Here is an 18157-nt window from a genome sequence, read left to right on the forward strand (position 1 = left end):
CAGGGCACGGGTCGGCGGCTAGGGCTAGAGCCTGTTATGGACTTTTCGGTTCTGCTCGTATATCATGACGCTATGACACGAAAAGCGTATCCCAGTGATGTTTCCGATGAAGAGTGGGCGTTTGTTGCGCCCTATTTGACACTGATGGACGAAGCAGCGCCGCAGCGGAACTATTCCCTGCGCGACGTCTACAACGGGCTGCGCTACCTTCTGCGTACCGGTGCGCCGTGGCGGATGCTGCCCAACACGTACCGCCGTGGCACGTGGTGTATCAACAGACCCAGCGCTGGCTGAAAGCGGGCGTGGTTGCGCAGATGGTGCATGATGTGCGGATGCTGCTGCGCGACATCACCGACCGCACACCCCAGCCCCGCGCCGTCATGGTGGACAGCCGGACGCTTCAGTCGACGCCAGAAAGCGGGGGACGTGCCGGCTACGATGGGCACAAACGTCGGAACGGCTCGACGGTGCATCTGGCCGTGGATACGCTTGGACAACTGCTGGCGGTGGTGGTCACCCCAGCCAACGACCAAGACCGGGCGCAGGTAGCGGCACTGGCGCAGCGCATTCAAGAGGTAACTGGCGACACGGTAGCGGTGGCCTTCGTTGACCAGGGCGACCCTGGTGAGCAACCGGCAGCCGATGCCGCCGCCCACGGCAGTCGCCTGGCGGTGGTCACGCTGCCGACCGCCAAACGGGGCGTTGTCTTGCTGCCGCGGCGCTGGGTGGTCGAGCGCAGGTTTGCCTGGATGACGCGCTTCCGTCGCCTGGTGCGTGACGACGAACGTGTGGCAGCGACGCTGGCCGGCTTGCATGTCGTTGCCGTTGCCATCTTGTTGGCCCATCGGTTTGTCGCTCTCATGGTTCAAAGTTCATAACAGGCTCTAGAGGGGTAGAAAGTGAGTACGGTGCTCGCTGTGGCCTGTTGAAGGTTCACTGTCCGATCCTACCTGTAGGCTCGATGCGCCCTGTGATGAGCGCTGTTCATCTCCTCGTTGACAACTCTGTCACTCAGATCAGGGAAATCTTCCCTGATCTGAGGTGGCTACAGTGTGGTAAGACAGGAGTAAGATACATCATCGATAGCGTCGCTGACATATCAATCACAGGACATACCGCATGGAGATTATTCAACCGGTTGAGCGACAACTCTGGTGGGACGTTGCCCGCGCCTGTCCATACGCCACCTTTTTTCACTCTCCGCTATGGACAGAGCTGGCCTGTCGGGTACAACCGACGTTGCGCGACCGCACGATCGCTGCCCGTTTCCCGAATGGCACACGGGCCATTCTCCCGTTACTTGAACTTCGCCGCTGCGGGCCGCTAGTGGCCCTGATGTCAACCTTCGAGGGGTGCTACGGCGGCATTATTGCCGATGGCCCATTACGCGCCGATGATGCCGCTGCGCTCTACCGCCAGGTTTATCGCTGGAATGTGAGCAATTTTTACTACCTGACCAATCCGCTCGCGCCGCCAGAGACCCTCGACACAACCTATCAGTTTGGTGATGAGATTGCCCATATCTTACATCTGGATGCGCCTTTTGAAACAATCTTTCAGCGGTTTGATAAGAGTACGCGCACCAATTACCGGCGTGGCCTACGCGAAGGGGTTCAGATTCGGCGGGCAGCCTCTCTCGCCGATTACGAAGCCTACTATCGGGCATACCGCGATGCGGTACAGCGCTGGGGCCAGCCCGATCACTACGGCTATCCGTGGGAGTTCTTCCAGCATGTCCGTACCTTTGAACAGCAATACCCCCAAGAGCTGACGCTGTGGGTGGTCGAGCTGGATGGGATGGTAGTTGGTGGTACGCTGGCGTTCTACTGGAATCACCATGTGACGGCGTGGCACGGTACCGTGACCCGCGAGGCGCTCAAGCGACGGGCAATGGTTGTCCTCGATGTGGAGATTGTGCGCGATGCTGCACAGCGCGGATTCCGCTACTACGACCTCAATACCAGCGCCGGAATCGAAGGAGTGATGAACTACAAACGCAATTTTGCTACAACCGATCACCGGCTTGCCCGCTGCCGCTATCGCAGTCCGCTCATTCGCCCATTGCACGGCCTCATCCGCCGCCAACCACACCCGCTCGATCAACTGCGCCGTCAGCCAGAGGCAGATTACCCGCTGGTCACCGGCAAGCAGACAATGGGCTAGCGCTCAGTGCGCTGCGCGCTCAGGCATCTCCGGCACCGCCATCATCGTCGCCTGCATCAGGGCAATCGGAACGCGCCGGTCACCATCAACAGTAAACGCCTCGCCGGCGCAGACGGTCACCGTTTTGCCGGCACGCACCACACGCCCCACCGCCAGAAAGCGCTGACCACGGGCCGGGCTGAGAAAGTTAACTTTGAATTCCACCGTCAGCACTTCACGCCCGACCGGCATCAATGTCAGCGCCGCATAGCCACAGGCGCTATCCAGAATGCTGGCAATGGCACCGCCGTGGATGTAGCCATGCTGCTGGCTGTAGGTCGGATCGGCAGGCATGGTGATTGCCACCTCGCCGGGTTTGAGGTGTTCGATCACGGCATGAAGCGCCTGCATCAACCCCTGACGGGCAAAACTGGCCCGGACACGCGGTTCCCAATCGGGGGTTTGTGGATGGAAGCTGTGCATGGCTCTCTCGACCGCATTGCAGCGGCTATGGTTCATCGGGAAACGATGGCTGTATTATACGGTATCTCCTGCGCGTGGTGAACAGCGTTATCAAGGAGTGAGCACGCCCTCACCCCCGGCCCCTCGCCCGCGTGCGCGGGCGAGGGGCGTTTAGATGTATTGGGGCGTCCTGATCGGACATCTGGCAGCATAGGTCATGACCGCCACCTGTTTCCCTGCTGCACGTGAACGATGCACCGCTAGACGCTGGGTAGGGGCGACGCATGCGTCGCCCCTACCACGCCGACGACTAGCCACAAGCAACTCGCCAGTGGCACATCCGGTAACGCTTCTGCACGAGGATGACACCCGAACCATGCACCTTGTTGAGCACGATTCGGTATGCGACGGTAGCCATGCCTGTGTCTCATCCATTCCGTCTGTCTTTACAGGGCGTGGAGAGGATACCCCCACCCCAGCCCGCCCCCGCTGGGGGCGGGAGTCATCGGCGCAAGCAGGTGGTGGGCGCGCCGGAGGCCGCGCTCCCAGGAGGGCGATAGGTCGTTTTCCGCTGTCCTGCTTGCTGTCCTTGTATCACCCCCACCCCAACCCGCCCCCGCTGGGCTATGCATTACCCACATATCACGCTGCGTTAGGCTGGCTGCAAGTGCCCCCTGTGGCGGCTCCCCGTGGCGCAGGCTTCCAGCCTGCGTGCAGGCATCCTCGCCACCGCCGGCAGGTGCTGGCCGTGGCCGCTGGTGCGCAAGCACGAATCTCTTGCAACATAACCATCTACACGTAGGGGTCGCATGCATGCCTGACCGACTCGATGATCGAAACAAGCACATCCAACACCCTCGTGACCAGGATGGGTAACGGTGTACCACGCGCCGGATCGTGTGTACGGCTGGCGCGGCAGCATGGCTGCCGCACTCCAAACCTTGCGCCACGCGCATGATGAGCGTGTAAGGCAATCCATTCAGCACGTGATAGCACGGCTGGAGCAGCGCACTGCCACCAGTCCAGTCGCCCACAACAGCACCTATGGCGATCATACCGGCTGATACGCACGTGGTTGACACCAGTTATGGGTAATGCATAGCCGCTGGGGGGAGGAACAGACAGAACAGATGAACGCACCTACCGCCATGGCATCAGGACGCCCCGGTGCAGCTCGCCATGCTCCCCTATGCATTACCCACATGTCACGCTGCGTTAGGCCGGACTGCCAGCGCCCCCCGTAGCGTGGGTGGCGTGGCGTGGGCTTCCAGCCCACGTGCAGGCATCCTCTCCACCGCCGTCAGGTGCTAGCCGTGGCCGCTGGTGTGCAGGCTTCCAGCCTGCGCCACGGGCTGGTACACCGCTTCCCGTTCGTGACGTGAGACCTACGCGACAGCGTTACAATGCGATAGTGCCCAGGATCGCGCACGACGAGATAGGCGCTGCTGATGAGCGAAGAGGTTGACAAAATAGTTATGGGTAATGCATAGGCTGGGGGCGGGAGTCATCGGCGCAAGCAGGTGGTGGGCGCGCCGGAGGCGCGCGCTCCCAGGAGGGCGATAGGTCGTTTTCCGCTGTCCTGTTTGCTTGCCTTGTATCGCCCCCACCCCAGCCCGCCCCCACTGGGGGCGGGAGTCATCGGCGCAGAGCGGGTGGTGGGCGCACCGGAGGCCGCGCTCCCAGGAGGGCGATAGGTCGTTTTCCGCTGTCCTGCTTGCTGTCCTTGTATCACCCCCACCCCAACCCGCCCCCGCTGGGGGCGGGAGTCATCGGCGCAGGGCGGGTGGTGGAGCGTGCCGGAGGCCGCGCTCCCAGTGAGCCGATAGGCGCCGCTTTCCGCTGTCCTGTTTGCTGTCCTTGTATCGCCCCCACCCCAGCCCGCCCCCGCTGGGGGCGGGAGTTTGCCTCCCCCCAGCGGAAGAATCACCTTACCATTCCTCCCCCCAGCGGAAGAATCACCTTACCATTCCTCCCCCCAGCGGAAGAATCACCTTACCATTCCTCCTCCAGCGGGGAGAATCACCTTACCATTCCTCCCCCCAGCGGGGTTGACAAATAGCGCGAGGTGTGCTATTATGATGGTGACGGGGGGAGAATCACCTTACCATTCCTCCCCCCAGCGGGGGGAGGTCAGGAGGGGGGCCGGGATTGTGGTGCCCGGCAACCCTTGCGGAGCACGCCCCTTCCCCACTCCCCACTCCCCACTCCCCATTCCCCACTCCCCTGATGAACGGGGGCTGGGGGGTGAGGTGAGGTGCTTCCCTCCTATTTGCCTGCTCTCCCCGAATACGGGTATACTGGCAAGAGGACAACTGCCAGTATCAGGAAGATGAGACTATGCAACCACATCTCTTTACACCGTTGACAATTGGCGCAGTGACGCTGCGTAACCGGATCGGGATGTCGCCGATGTGTCAGTACAGTGCGCACGACGGCTTTCCCGGCGATTGGCATCTGATGCACCTGGGCGCCCGCGCTGCCGGTGGTGTCGGTCTGGTGATCTTAGAGGCAACCGCCGTCTCACCAGAGGGCCGCATTTCGCCCTTCGATCTGGGTATCTGGAGCGACGATCATGTCGAGGCGCTGGCCAGGCTGGTTCGTCTGATCGAGAGTTTAGGGGCAGTGCCCGGTATTCAACTGGCGCACGCCGGGCGAAAGGCGAGTATGGGGCGGCCCTGGGAGGGCAGTAAGCTGGTGCCGCCGGAAGCCGGTGGCTGGTCGGTGGTGGGGCCGACGGCTGAGCCGTTTGCGCCCGGTTATCCGCAACCGACGCCGCTTGATGCACAGGGGATTGCGAAGGTGGTGGCCGATTTTGCCGCTGCCACCCGGCGGGCATTGGCCGCCGGTTTTCGCTGGGTTGAGATTCACGCTGCCCACGGCTATCTGTTGCACAATTTTCTTTCGCCGCTCGGCAATGACCGTACCGATGCGTATGGCGGTGATTTGCGCGGTCGGGCGCGCCTGCTGCTCGAAGTGACCGATGCTGTGCGCGCCGCCTGGCCGGCCCAGTTGCCGCTCGCGGTGCGGCTGTCGTGTAGCGATTGGACGCCGGAAGGGTTGACGATTGCCGATACGGTGGAGGTGGCCCGGATGCTTCGTGAACGCGGGGTTGATCTGATTGACTGTAGTTCCGGTGGGATTGCCCCCGGTATCAGCATCCCGGTCGGTGAAGGTTATCAGGTGCCGTTTGCCGCACAGATACGCCGTGAAGCGCAGATCGCGACTGCCGCAGTGGGGATGATTACCCGCCCGGAACACGCCGATGCGATTGTGCGGAACGGTGATGCCGATCTGGTGCTGTTGGGGCGCGAGCTGCTGCGCGATCCGCACTGGCCGCTCCGCGCTGCCCGTGCGCTGGGCCACGATCTCGCTCCACCACCGCAATACCTGCGCGCCTGGTAAGCTGTCCGAGAAGGCTCATCCATGCCGACGCCCGGTTCGATTGTCCGTTGTCGCGAACGCGATTGGGTGCTCTTGCCCGGTAGTGATGATGACCGCATCCTGCTGCGGCCACTGACCGGGCGGAGCGATGAGGTGGTTGCGATCTCGCGGGTGTTGAGCGAGGTGCTGGCCTACGATCTGCCGACTGAACGGGTGAGTGAGGCGCAGTTTCCGCTGCCGACCGCCGCTGAGGTACAGGATGCGCAGGCGACCAGGCTGCTCTGGCAGGCGGCGCGCATGGCGTTGCGCGACGGCGCCACCCCCCTGCGCTCACTGGGGCGGATTTCGATCCGCCCCCGCCTGTACCAGTTCGTGCCCTTGCTGATGGCCCTGCGCCTTCAGCCGGTACGCATGCTGATCGCCGATGATGTCGGCGTGGGGAAGACGATTGAGGCCCTGTTGATCGCCCGTGAATTGTGGGATCGGGGTGAGATTCGCCGCCTGGCCGTGCTCTGCCCGCCCTACCTCTGCGACCAGTGGCAGCAGGAGTTGCAGCAGAAGTTTCACCTCGACGCGGTGGTCATCCGTCCCGGTACGATTGCTCAGCTCGAACGCCAGACCCCCGCCGGACGGGATATGTATGAGCATTTTCCAGTCCAGGTGATCAGTATTGATTGGGTGAAGACGGCCCGCAATCGTGCCCGCTTTCTGCTGTTCTGCCCGGAGCTGGTGATTGTCGATGAGGCGCACGGGGTGGCACCGGCAGCCGAAACCGCCGGGCAGTTGCGGCACGAACTGGTGCGCGAGCTTGCGGCTCAGGCCGACCGCCATCTCATCTTGCTGACGGCTACCCCGCACAGTGGCGCGCCGACCACGTTTCGAGCGTTGATCGGGTTGATCGATCCGGCCTTCGCCGAGTGGGATGTCAGTAATCTCAACGACGCGCAACGGGCGCGCCTCGCACGCCATTTTGTCCAGCGTACCCGCGCCGACATCGAGCAGGGGTGGGCCGATGGCCTGCCCGGTTTTCCCCAACGGGAGTTGCGCGATGAACACTATTCGCTCACACCCGCCTACTACAATCTGTTTCGCGATGTCTACACCTTCTGCAACGGTCTGGTCAGAAGCGGTGATGGGCTGCGCGAACCGCAACGCCGTGTCCGCTATTGGGCGGCACTCTCGCTGTTGCGCTGCGTGATGTCCAGTCCCGCCGCGGCAGTGATGGCGTTGCGGAAGCGGGCCACCCGCCTGTACGCCGACGACGATGAACCGCTCGATGATGCGCTGTGGCAGGGGATCGTCTTTGAGACGGAGACGGCGGAACCGGATGATGAGCCGCCAACGGCGGTGATTGAACAGGCCGAGATCACCTTCAACGAGAGTGAACAACGCCGCCTGGCCGCGCTTGCCGCCCGCGCCGAACAGATTGCCCGTCAGGGGCAGGACGCCAAACTGCACGGGGTGATCGATCTGACGCGCCGCCTGATCGATGATGGCTATGCGCCGATTATCTGGTGTCGCTATGTGGCTACGGCTGATTATGTGGCGCAGGCGTTGCGGCAACAGCTTACCGACTGCCACGTCACCCTGGTCACCGGTCGGATGGGGGAAGAGGAGCGACGGGCGGTGATTGCAGCGGCTCCGCTCGACCGGCCACGGGTGCTGGTCGCTACCGATTGTATTTCAGAGGGGATCAACCTGCACGAGCGGTACAATGCCGCGATCCATTACGATCTGCCCTGGAATCCGAACCGCCTGGAGCAGCGCGAAGGGCGGGTTGATCGCTACGGCCAGCAGGCGCCAACGGTGGTGACGGTTCGCTACTACGGCCTCAACAACGAGGTTGATGGGGTCGTGATTGATGTGTTGTTGCGCAAGGCGCGCGAAATTCGCCGTGCCCTCGGTGCCCACGTGCCGGTGCCATCCGAGAGTGTGGTCGAAGCGCTTACCCAGGCCCTGTTCCTGCGCCGCAGCCCGAATGCGCAACAGTTGACGCTTGATCTGGAGGCACCGGCAACCCAGGACTTTCACCGGCGCTGGGACGAAGCCACCGAACGGGAGCGGCGGACGCGCACCCGCTTTGCCCAGCACGCCCTGAAGCTGACCGATGTCCAGCCCATTCTGGACGCTACCGACCGCGTGCTCGGCAATCCGGCTGAAGTGCGTGATTTTGTGGTCACGGCGGCCAGCCGCCTCGATCTGCGGGTACGCCCGCATCCGCGTCAGCCCGAGGTGCTGCTCGTGGAAGCCGGCCCCTACACGCCGGCAGTGGTGCGTGACGCCCTGCCCCGTCAGACCGGGCCATTGGCTATCAGTTTCCTCTCGCCCACCCCACCCGGCGCCGAGTACGTCGGACGTAATCATCGGCTGGTCAGCACCCTGAGCAGTTACCTGTTTGAAGCTGCTCTTGCCCAGAGCCGGCGCAGCGACGGCACCCCAGCCGTGGTGGCGCGGGTAGGCGTGATTCGCACGACAGCAGTGAATCGGCTGACCGTCTTACTCCTCACCCGCTCGCGCTACCTGCTGACGCTGCCCGCGCAGCAGCGCCCGCTGCTGGCCGAAGAGGCACTGGTCAGCGGGTTTGTCTTTGCTACCGGGACAGAGCGGCACTGGCTGCCTGCCGACGAGGCGCTGCATCTGTTGACGACGGCCCAACCCGCTGCGAATCTATCACCGGACGAAAAGCGGGAACTGGCCGAACTGGTGCTGAACGACCTCGATAAAGTGACCCGTGACCACCCAATCTGGCAGGAGCTGCACCGGCAGATCGAGCAGCGGGCTACCGATCTCAGGCAAGCCTACCGCGATGTCCGGCGGGTGATACAGGAACAGGTGCGGGGGGTGACGGTTGAGCCGATCTTTCCCCCTGATCTGATCGGTCTGCTGGTGTTGCAACCAACGGTGCGAAGCCGCTGATCTGAAGGTAGAGAGATAGCAATGACATCTGCGATTCGGATTGAAGGTGGGCTGTTTTCGCCCGACCTGCTCGAACAACTCGACCGCAACGACCTGCCCGGTCAGCGGGCCGCCGATTTTGGCCTGAGCGGAACCCTCTCTGATGAAGTGGCTGCCGTGTTTGCCGCTGCCCGGGCACAGTGGGAGTTGTTTCAACAGCAGGTGCAGCGCCTCGGTGATCACGCTTCATCCGGGCAGATCACCCGTATCACCCGCAATCAGTGGCACGTTCCGTTTTTCAGCTTGCTCGGCTATGACGTGCAGCGAAATGAGACACCGTATCAGGCAGGTAATCTCTCGTTTCCGATCTCGCACCGGGCTGCCGCAGCCGCCGAATCCCCGCCCATGCATCTCGTCGCGGTTGACCAACCGTTAGGCACCATCGATCCAAACAGCCGTCCACGCTGGTCACCCCATACGCTGATGCAGCAATACCTCAATCAGAGCGATGCGCTCTGGGGGATCGTTGCCAACGGCAGCGTGGTACGTCTGCTGCGCAATTCAACCCTGATGAGCCGGCAGTCGTACCTTGAAGTTGATTTCGGCATGATCTTTGCCGATCACCGCTTCGACGACTTTGTGTGCGCCTATCGGCTGTTGCATCGCTCGCGGTTGCCGCAGGGGTACGACGATGCCGAACGCTGCTGGCTGGAGGTCTATTACCGTACCGCGCTCGAACAGGGTGGGCGGGTGCGTGAGCGGTTGCGCGAAGGGGTTGAGCAGGCGCTGACGACCCTCGCCAACGGTTTTCTGGCCGGCGGCTATCGCCCCAACGATCCGCTTCAGTTCTACGGCGACCTGCTGCGCCTGGTCTATCGAATGCTCTTTCTGCTGGTGGCCGAGAATCGCGGCCTGATGAGTGCCTCTGACCTCTACCGCGATCACTACAGTATCAGCCGCCTGGTGCGGTTGAGTTCCGGGCGCGCCGCCTATACCGACGACGTTGACCTCTGGCATAGTCTGCGGGCGCTCTGGCGGGCGCTGCGCGACGAGCGCTTCGCCGCGGCGTTGGGGGTTGCCCCGCTCAACGGTGAGTTGTTTGAACCGCTGCCCCTCGATGAGTGTCGGTTGCACAACGACGTGCTGTTGCAGGCGATCTGGCAATTGGGCTGGTACCGGCCAGAGGAGCGCGACCAGCCCCGGCGGGTGAATTACGCTGCGCTCGATACCGAAGAGCTGGGGTCGGTCTACGAGAGTTTGCTCGATTACCACCCGCTGATCGGCAAGGATTGCGAGACGTGGTCATTTAGCCTGTCGAGTGGTTCGGAACGCAAAACCACCGGTTCCTACTACACCCCACCGCAACTCGTTCACGAACTGGTCGAAAGCGCCTTGCAGCCGGTGCTGGAAGCCCGGCTCAAGGCTGCCCGTACTACCGACGCCAAAATTGCCGCGCTGCTCAGGCTCAAGGTGCTCGATCCGGCGTGCGGTTCCGGTCACTTCCTGCTCGCCGCCGCGCGCTACCTGGGCCGCGAACTGGCCCGTCTGCGCCACAGCGAGAGTGAACCATCGCCCGACGCCGTGCGCCAGAGCGTGCGTGAGGTGATCGCTCACTGCATCTACGGCGTTGACAAAAACCCGCTGGCGGTCGAGCTGGCCCGCGTTGCACTGTGGATCGAGTCGCACGATGTCGCCCGACCGCTCACCTTCCTCGACCACCGCATCAAATGCGGCGACTCGCTGGTGGGGGTGAGCGATCTGAGCGTGATCGGTGACGGTGTTCCCGAAGCTGCGCTGCAACCGCTCTCGACCGACGACAAACAGATCGCTGCCGGTATCCGCAAACGCAACCGTCACGAACAGGCCGGGCAGATCGAACTGGGGCTGTTCGATCAGCAGATCGACCCCGATCTCAGCCCCCTGGCCCGCTTGCTGACCGAGGTTGACGCCATCCCCGACGACTCGCCGGCGAATGTGCGCCGCAAGCGGCAGCGCTACGACGAGCGTGCGCACGATCCGCACTTCCGGCGCTGGAAGCTGGCCTGCGATCTGTGGACGGCAGCCTTCTTTCAGCAGTTCAGCAAAACCCAAACCGCCGACTACATCACCACCAGAGTCGTGCGCGCCGCGCTGACCGGTGAGGAAGTTGATCCCATGATCAGCGCCGTCGCTGAAACCATCGCGCTCGAACAGCGCTTCTTCCACTGGCCGCTGGAGTTCCCCGACGTGTTCGCCCCGCCCCCGGCGGGAGAGGGGCCGGGAGTGCGGGCCGGCGGCTTCGATGTGGTACTCGGCAACCCGCCGTGGGAGCGCATCAAACTGCAAGAGCAGGAATTCTTTGCCAGCCGCGATGCCGGCATTGCTGCCGCACCCAACGCTGCGGCTCGCAAACGTCTGATCGCCGCGCTGCCGCAGACCAATCCCGACCTCTGGCAGGCGTATCAGCACACCCTGCACGCCGCCGAAAGCGCCAGCCGCTTCCTGCGCGGCAGTGGCTGCTACCCACTCACCGGACGCGGCGACATCAACACCTACTCGGTCTTTGCCGAACGTATCCGTACCCTGCTGGCGCCCGGCGGACGGGCCGGAGTCATTCTGCCCACCGGCATCGCCACCGATGCGACCAACCAGCACTTCTTCGCCGACCTGGTCACGAGCGGAACGCTGGTCAGCCTGTTCGACTTCGAGAACCGGGAAGCCATCTTCCCCCACGTCCATCGCAGTTACAAATTCTGCCTGCTCACCATCCACGGTCAGACCGGCGGCAGCGCGAGAAGAGACGAAGGCATGCGCTTTGCCTTCTTTGCCACCCGCACCGACCACCTCCGCGACCCGCGCCGGGTCTTCAGCCTGACGAGCGCCGACATCACCCGCATCAACCCCAACACCCGCACCCTGCCCGTCTTTCGCACCCGCCAAGACGCCGAACTGACCAGGGCGATCTACGAGCGGGTGCCGGTGCTGGTGAGAGAGGGGAATGGGGAAGAGGGAGTGGGGAAAGCCGATTCCCGACACGCATCCCTCAACCCCTGGGGTGTGCGGTTTCTGGCAATGTTCCATATGGCTAACGACTCCCACCTCTTCCGCACCCGCACCGAGCTAGAGGGGGAGGGTTATCGGCTGGTAGGGAATGTTTTTGTAAGGGAATCGGGAGTGGGCAGTGGGGAATGGGGAAAGCCCGACTCCCGACTCCCCACTCCCGACTCCCGCTACTTGCCGCTCTACGAAGCGAAAATGATCTGGCACTACGACCACCGCTTCGGCACCTACCATGGGGTGAGCGACCGTAGCAGCACGCACCTGCCCACCCCCGACGCGGCCCAACACGCCGAACCGGACTTCGTCGCCATACCCTGGTACTGGGTACCCGCCGGCGACGTGCAACAGCGGTTGGGCAACTGGCAACGTGGGTGGTTGTTGGGGTTTCGGAATGTCACCAATGCTACCAACGAACGAACCGCCATCTTCAGCCTGCTGCCGAGGGTGGGGGTGGGAAACAGCCTTCCAGTTATGCTTCTTGAACAGCTCCCCAGTACCTTTTACGCTGCTCTCTACGGGACACTGGGTAGCCTCGTTTTCGATTGGGTCGTGCGTCAAAAACTGGCGGGCGTCAATATGAACTTCTTCTACGTCCAACAACTCCCCGTCCTCCCGCCCACCGCCTACACCGCACAGGACATGGCCTTCATCGTCCCGCGCGTGCTGGAACTGACCTACACCGCCTGGGACATGGCCCCCTTTGCCGCCGACGTGTGGCGGGAGTTGGGAGTGGGGAATGGGGAATGGGGGAAGCAGATGCGCAAAGAAATCATTCGACAGTGGGAGGCGTGTCATGGGATCGGGCCTGGTGAATTCCTATCGCGATTTGGACGCCTGGAAAGAGGCAATGAACCTGGCGGAGATGTGCTAGCGCCTGACCGCAACCTTGCCCAGGGCGGAGCTTTACGGGATGACCGGTCAGATACGGCGGGCAGCCGCCCCGGTACCGACGACCATCGCCGAGGGGTACGGATGGGAGAAGCGTGGGGAATACATACAATTCTTGCCCATCTCGCAGGGTTCCTTGAACGATCCGGCAACCTATCTGCCGGCAGTGCGGGTCAAGCTGAGAGCAGCGGAGACAGTGCAGCCGCTGCTGGATCAGTGCGACCGGGTAGGCCGCATCCTGAGAGCTTTGATTCGCTCCTTGCAGAAATAATTACCGCTCCCGACTCCCCCCTCCCCATTCCCCCCTTCCGCTGGGACGAGGAGCGTCGGGCCATCCTGCGCGCCGAACTGGATGCGTACTACGCCCGCCTCTACGGGCTGACCCGCAAACAATTGCGTTACGTGCTCGATCCCGCCGACCTGACCCCGCGTGAACTGGCCAACATCCTCGACCCGTGGGAAGAGGTGCGCGATCCGCTCGATCCAACCGGCTACGCCAAACGGGTCGCCCAGAGCGATTTTCCCGGCGAAACCTTCCGCGTCCTCAAAGAGAAAGAGCAACGCCAGTACGGCGAATACCGCACGCGCCGGCTGGTGCTGGAAGCGTGGGAGCGGTTGCCGGGGTGAATGCCCTCACCCCCGGCCCCTCTCCCGCCGGGGGCGGGCTATGCATTACCCATAACTGGTGTCAACCACGTGCGTATCGGCTGGTATGATCACTATTGGTGCTGTTGTGAGCGACTGGCCCGGTGGCAGAGCGCCACTCCAGCCGTGCCGGCACGTGCTGGATGGATTGCCTGACCCGCTCGTCATGCGCGTGTCGCAGGGTTTGGCGTGCGGCAGCCATACTGCCGCGCCAGCCGTACTTGCGATCCGGTGCGTGTCGCAGCGGTTACCCTGCCGCTCTCCGCACAGTGGAATCACGTTTCAGCGGGGATACTGTTACCGACCAGTATTACCCGTGACGCAGCGTTTGGAGTGCGGCAGCCATGCTGCCGCGCCAGCCGTGCTCGTGATCACGGGCGGGTGGCAGCGGTTGCTTTGCGGGCCACGAGGACGACGGGGGTGCAGCGCATATCTGGCTGGTTTGACCATCCGCGCTCTCACATTTTGACCAACACGGTACATCATCGCCGGAAACCCTGGGCAACATCGCAGGGCGTCGGTCGCGGGCGTGGCGCAGGCTTCTCGCCTGCACACCAGCGGCCACGGAGCACCTGCCGGCGGTGGAGAGGATGCCTCCACACAAGCTGGAAGCCTGCGCCACGGGGAGCGCTTGCAGTCCGGCCTGACGCAGCGCGACATGTGGGTAATGCATAGCCCCGTTGGGAGCGGGGGAACGTCCTCCCCTCCGGCTCCTCGCCCGCACCCGGCGCGGGCGAGGGGAATTTTGATGGATCGGGGCGTCTTAATAGGACATCTGGCAGTATAGGTCATAACCGCCACCGGTTTCCCTGATGCTGCACCTGAACGATGTACCGCTGGACGCCGGTAGGGGCACGGCATGCCGTGCCCCTACTGACGGCAAGCCACGAGCGACTCGCCAGGAGTACACACGGTAACGCTTCTGTACGAGGATGACACCCGAACAATGCACTTTGTTGAGCGGGATTTCGGTATGCGACGGTAGGCATTCCTGGCAGGCAGGTGATGAGCGCGCCGGAGGTGTGCGTTCCCAGCGTATGCAGACACACCCCCACCCCAGCCCGCCCCCGCTGGGGGCGGGAGTCATCGGCGCAGGCAGGTGATGAGCGAGCCGGAGGCTCGCGCTCCCAGAGGGGGCGATACGCCGCTTTCCTTTTACCTGTTTTCTGTCCTTGTATCGCCCCCACCCCAGCCCGCCCCCGCTGGGGGCGGGAGTTTGCCTACCCCCAGCGGGGTTCACCTCCCCACCTCCTCCCCCCAGCGGGAAACCTCTCCCCACCTCCTCCCCCCAGCGGGAAACCTCTCCCCACCTCCTCCCCCCAGCGGGAAACCTCTCCCCACCTCCTCCCCCCAGCGGGAAACCTCTCCCCACCTCCTCCCCCCAGCGGGAAACCTCTCCCCACCTCCTCCCCCCAGCGGGAAACCTCTCCCCACCTCCTCCCCCCAGCGGGGGGAGGCCGGGAGGGGGGCCGGGATTGCAGTGCCCGGCAACCATAATGGCGCACGCCCTTCTCCACTCCCCATTCCCCTGATGAACGGGGGCTGGAGGGTGAGGTGAGGAAACACCCCCACCCCAGCCCGCCCCCGCTGGGGGCGGGAGTTTGCCTCCCCCCAGCGGGGGGAGGCCGGGAGGGGGGCCGGGATTGCAGTGCCCGGCAACCCTTGCGGAGCACGCCCATTCCCCACTCCCCATTCCCCTGATGAACGGGGGCTGGAGGGTGAGGTGAGGAAACACCCCCACCCCAGCCCGCCCCCGCTGGGGGCGGGAGTTTGCCTCCCCCCAGCGGGAAACCTCTCCCCACCTCCTCCCCCCAGCGGGGGGAGGCCGGGAGGGGGGCCGGGATTGCAGTGCCCGGCAACCATAATGGCGCACGCCCTTCTCCACTCCCCATTCCCCTGATGAACGGGGGCTGGAGGGTGAGGTGAGGAAACACCCCCACCCCAGCCCGCCCCCGCTGGGGGCGGGAGTTTGCCTCCCCCCAGCGGGGTTCACCTCCCCATCTCCTCCCCCCAGCGGGAAACCTTTCCCCACCTCCTCCCCCCAGCGGGAAACCTCTCCCCACCTCCTCCCCCCAGCGGGAAACCTCTCCCCACCTCCTCCCCCCAGCGGGGGGAGGCCGGGAGGGGGGCCGGGATTGCAGTGCCCGGCAACCAGTATGGCGCACTCCCATCATCATTCCCCCGCTCCTCTCCCCTATGCATTACCCACAACTGGTGTCAACCACGTGCGTATCATCGGGTCTGATCGCCATCGGTGCTGTTGTGGACGACTGGCCCGGTGGCAGTGCGCCGCTCCAGCCGTGCCAGCACGTGCTGGATGGATTGCCTGACCCGCTCGTCATACACGTGTCGCGCGGTGTGGAGTGCGGCAGCCATGCTGCCGCGCCAGCCGCGCTTGCGATCACGTGGAGGTCGCAGCGGCTACCCCGCAGCTCTCCACACAGTGGGATCACGTGTCAGCGTGGATACCGTTGCCGACCACCATGACCCGTGTCGCGCGGTGTGGAGTGCGGCAGCCATGCTGCCGCGCCAGCCGTGCACACGATCCGGTGCGTGGCATACCGTTACCCATCCTGGTCACGAAGAAGCTGCATGTGATCGTTTCGATTATTGAGTCGGTCAGGCATGCATGCGATACCTGCGCGTAGACGTTTGGTCATACCAGGTTCGTGCCTGCGCACCAACGGCCACGGCCAGCACCTGCCGGCGGTGGAGAGGATGCCGGCACGCGGGCTGGAAGCCTGCGCCACGGGGAGCGCTTGCAGTTCAGCCTAACGTAGCGTGACATGTGGGTAATGCATAGGGAGAGGAGCAGGGGAGTGGGGAGGGGCGTGCTCCAGATGACTGCCGCTTACCTCAATCCCGGCCCCCCCTCCCAACCTCCCCCCGCTGGGGGGAGGAGACACCTCCCGCCCAATCTCCCCTCGCTGCTATGCAATACCCATACCCAGGTTGTCCACTTCTTCGCTCATCAGCAGCGCCTATCTCACTGTGGCGCAGACTTCCAGCCTGCGCACGAGCGGCCACAGCCAGCACCTGTCGGCGGTAGAGATGATGCCTCCACGCAGGCTGCCAGCCCGCGCCACAGGGAGCGCGTGCAGCCCGACCTGACGCAGCGCGACATGGGGGTAATGCATAGCTCCTCTCCCTGGGTGGGAGAGGAGCAGGGGCTGGGGGGTGAGGTGAGGGGGCGATCAAAGTGAACGGGAGCCATCTGGCGCACGCCCATTCCCTACTCCCCGCTCCCTCCTGGATGCCATCCCTACGCCCCATTCACCGCAACAGCGTGCGTCAGACGCAATGCCGCTTCAGGATTTGGTGCAGTAGCGATCTCGGCCAGACCGACATTCAGATGCACCAGGGTCTGCGCCACCGACGGGCCGATTCCACTGACAATCGTGCGTGCACCGAGCAGCCGAATCGCCGTTGCGGTATCGATCAGCGCCTTCGCAACAGCGGTATCAATAAACGAAATACCGGTCACATCAATAATCACCGTATGTGCCCGACGGCTGGCAACCATATCCAGCAACCGCCCGCGCAACGCTTCGGTGCGCCGACTATCGAGATGACCGACCAGTGGCGCCAGCAGCACCTTATCGTCAATCGTTAACACCGGCAACTCCAGCACATCGATCAACTCAAGCAACCGCTGCTGCTCAAGCGCCCGCTGCTCGATCTCTTGCCGCGCCACCTCTGTGGCCTGGCGAGCCGCTTCGGCCTCATCGGCCCGCTGATCGGCGAGCCGCAACGCCTGCATCTGAGCGGTCATCGTGCGGTCGAGGAAAGCCCAAATCGCGACAAACAGCGCCACAATACTGCTGGTTTCCAGAAACATCAGCAGATGCGGCGCAATGCGGGTGTCGGTGGTGGACTGGTTCAGAACAACTAACGGAATCGCCACCACCACACACAGAACCGTCGCGCCGATTGAGAAGCTGCGCTGCCCTTGCAGCCCGGCCAGCAAAATGACTACGGCCAGAAAGGGGATAGTGGCAAGTCGCAATTCGGGTAGCCAGATTGCAATTGCCACTTCACAGGCAATGATCATGAGACCAAAGGTGACGATTGCCTGCCAGAGCGGTTGCTGGCGGGCTAACACCAGCAATGTGATCGCACAGCCAATCCCGGTAATCAGCGTAATCGTCAGAATGATAACCGTAAACACACTCTGGCTGAAGAGCGAGGCCAGCAGAGTGATCACGAACGCAGCGACCGAGATGATCAACGTACCGAGTGCAATTGACCAGGTAATGCGCCGGTGTGTTTGTTCGAGAAATGTTTGCGAGGTGCCCATGGTCGGACTCCCATCAAGATGAATAAGTGTTTAGTCCTGCGCACGTGATAATGACAAAATTGTAAGGTGTACAATCCATCCCTTGCTTGCAATTAACAATATCACATTATAGAGCTTTTTGGTGCCATTCAACTCAGGTTTTCGCGACATCTTTTTCACCTGCGCCGGTAGCCAACGTTCCCATTCCTGCCTGCCACAGCATGTTGCCGGGACGAGGGCCAGGGTTAGCTTGCTTCAGTAGCCGTCACCGTCATCGCAGAGCACAGAACGGCGTCTCAACGTGAGCCAGCCCTTCCGTTGTAGCGATGGCTACTCAACGTAACGCCACCGCTCCGTCAGAGCAATGGCTTGTCAAGCCCTGACCCGGCTCCACCGGTTGTACCACAGCACCGGCGTTGGCACCCGCGT

General features: G+C 63.2%; 9 protein-coding genes and 1 pseudogene. 6 read left to right on the forward strand and 4 right to left on the reverse strand.

Annotated features, from left to right (window positions below; translation table 11 throughout):
• Nucleotides 1–72: 72 nt before the first annotated feature.
• Together CAUR_RS04360 and CAUR_RS04365 are read left to right on the forward strand one after the other, a co-directional pair.
• Nucleotides 73–878: pseudogene (locus CAUR_RS04360) on the forward strand (IS5 family transposase).
• 241 nt (nt 879–1119) lie between these two features.
• The gene (locus CAUR_RS04365) at nt 1120–2163 is read left to right on the forward strand and encodes a GNAT family N-acetyltransferase (protein WP_012256726.1); all 1044 of its coding nucleotides are present in this window, start codon (nt 1120–1122) and stop codon (nt 2161–2163) included.
• A 3-nt stretch (nt 2164–2166) separates the two neighbouring features.
• Here CAUR_RS04365 and CAUR_RS04370 read toward each other — a convergent pair whose 3' ends face one another.
• Complete coding sequence (locus CAUR_RS04370; protein WP_012660532.1) at nt 2167–2625, reverse strand: PaaI family thioesterase; 459 nt, start codon at nt 2623–2625, stop codon at nt 2167–2169.
• Between the two features lie 899 nt (nt 2626–3524).
• Between CAUR_RS04370 and CAUR_RS21160 the strand changes: the two genes are divergently transcribed.
• From CAUR_RS21160 to CAUR_RS04390, 4 genes are all read left to right on the forward strand, one after another.
• Nucleotides 3525–3668 carry a hypothetical protein gene (locus CAUR_RS21160; protein WP_162015833.1) on the forward strand — a complete coding sequence of 48 codons (144 nt, stop codon included), beginning with the start codon at nt 3525–3527 and terminating at the stop codon, nt 3666–3668.
• 1273 nt (nt 3669–4941) lie between these two features.
• Nucleotides 4942–6006 (forward strand): NADH:flavin oxidoreductase/NADH oxidase, encoded by a 1065-nt coding sequence (locus tag CAUR_RS04380; protein ID WP_012256728.1) that lies wholly within the window; start codon nt 4942–4944, stop codon nt 6004–6006.
• Between the two features lie 21 nt (nt 6007–6027).
• Nucleotides 6028–8901 carry a helicase-related protein gene (locus CAUR_RS04385; RefSeq protein ID WP_012256729.1) on the forward strand — a complete coding sequence of 958 codons (2874 nt, stop codon included), beginning with the start codon at nt 6028–6030 and terminating at the stop codon, nt 8899–8901.
• Between the two features lie 21 nt (nt 8902–8922).
• Entirely contained in the window at nt 8923–13434 is a 4512-nt protein-coding gene (locus CAUR_RS04390; RefSeq protein ID WP_012256730.1) for an Eco57I restriction-modification methylase domain-containing protein, read from the forward strand.
• A 61-nt stretch (nt 13435–13495) separates the two neighbouring features.
• On the opposite strand, the gene CAUR_RS04405 is transcribed toward CAUR_RS04390, so the two are convergent.
• From CAUR_RS04405 to CAUR_RS04415, 3 genes are all read right to left on the reverse strand, one after another.
• Nucleotides 13496–13654, reverse strand: coding sequence for a hypothetical protein (locus tag CAUR_RS04405; RefSeq protein WP_242605065.1), 159 nt, complete (start codon nt 13652–13654; stop codon nt 13496–13498).
• A 2030-nt stretch (nt 13655–15684) separates the two neighbouring features.
• Nucleotides 15685–15828, reverse strand: a complete 144-nt coding sequence (locus tag CAUR_RS04410) for a hypothetical protein (RefSeq protein ID WP_157866386.1) — start codon at nt 15826–15828, stop codon at nt 15685–15687.
• Between the two features lie 886 nt (nt 15829–16714).
• Nucleotides 16715–17749, reverse strand: coding sequence for an STAS domain-containing protein (locus tag CAUR_RS04415; RefSeq protein ID WP_012256731.1), 1035 nt, complete (start codon nt 17747–17749; stop codon nt 16715–16717).
• Nucleotides 17750–18157: the final 408 nt, after the last annotated feature.

The sequence above is a fragment of the Chloroflexus aurantiacus J-10-fl genome (assembly GCF_000018865.1).
In the GTDB taxonomy this organism is placed as follows: Bacteria; Chloroflexota; Chloroflexia; order Chloroflexales; family Chloroflexaceae; genus Chloroflexus; species Chloroflexus aurantiacus.

Bases quoted from the DNA above. Each gene is read 5' to 3' on its own strand.
- CAUR_RS04365 (WP_012256726.1), top strand. From the start codon at position 1,120: ATGGAGATTATTCAACCGGTTGAGCGACAACTCTGGTGGGACGTTGCC.
- CAUR_RS04370 (WP_012660532.1), bottom strand. From the start codon at position 2,625: ATGCACAGCTTCCATCCACAAACCCCCGATTGGGAACCGCGTGTCCGG.
- CAUR_RS21160 (WP_162015833.1), top strand. From the start codon at position 3,525: ATGGCTGCCGCACTCCAAACCTTGCGCCACGCGCATGATGAGCGTGTA.
- CAUR_RS04380 (WP_012256728.1), top strand. From the start codon at position 4,942: ATGCAACCACATCTCTTTACACCGTTGACAATTGGCGCAGTGACGCTG.
- CAUR_RS04385 (WP_012256729.1), top strand. From the start codon at position 6,028: ATGCCGACGCCCGGTTCGATTGTCCGTTGTCGCGAACGCGATTGGGTG.
- CAUR_RS04390 (WP_012256730.1), top strand. From the start codon at position 8,923: ATGACATCTGCGATTCGGATTGAAGGTGGGCTGTTTTCGCCCGACCTG.
- CAUR_RS04405 (WP_242605065.1), bottom strand. From the start codon at position 13,654: ATGGCTGCCGCACGCCAAACCCTGCGACACGCGCATGACGAGCGGGTC.
- CAUR_RS04410 (WP_157866386.1), bottom strand. From the start codon at position 15,828: ATGGCTGCCGCACTCCACACCGCGCGACACGTGTATGACGAGCGGGTC.
- CAUR_RS04415 (WP_012256731.1), bottom strand. From the start codon at position 17,749: ATGGGCACCTCGCAAACATTTCTCGAACAAACACACCGGCGCATTACC.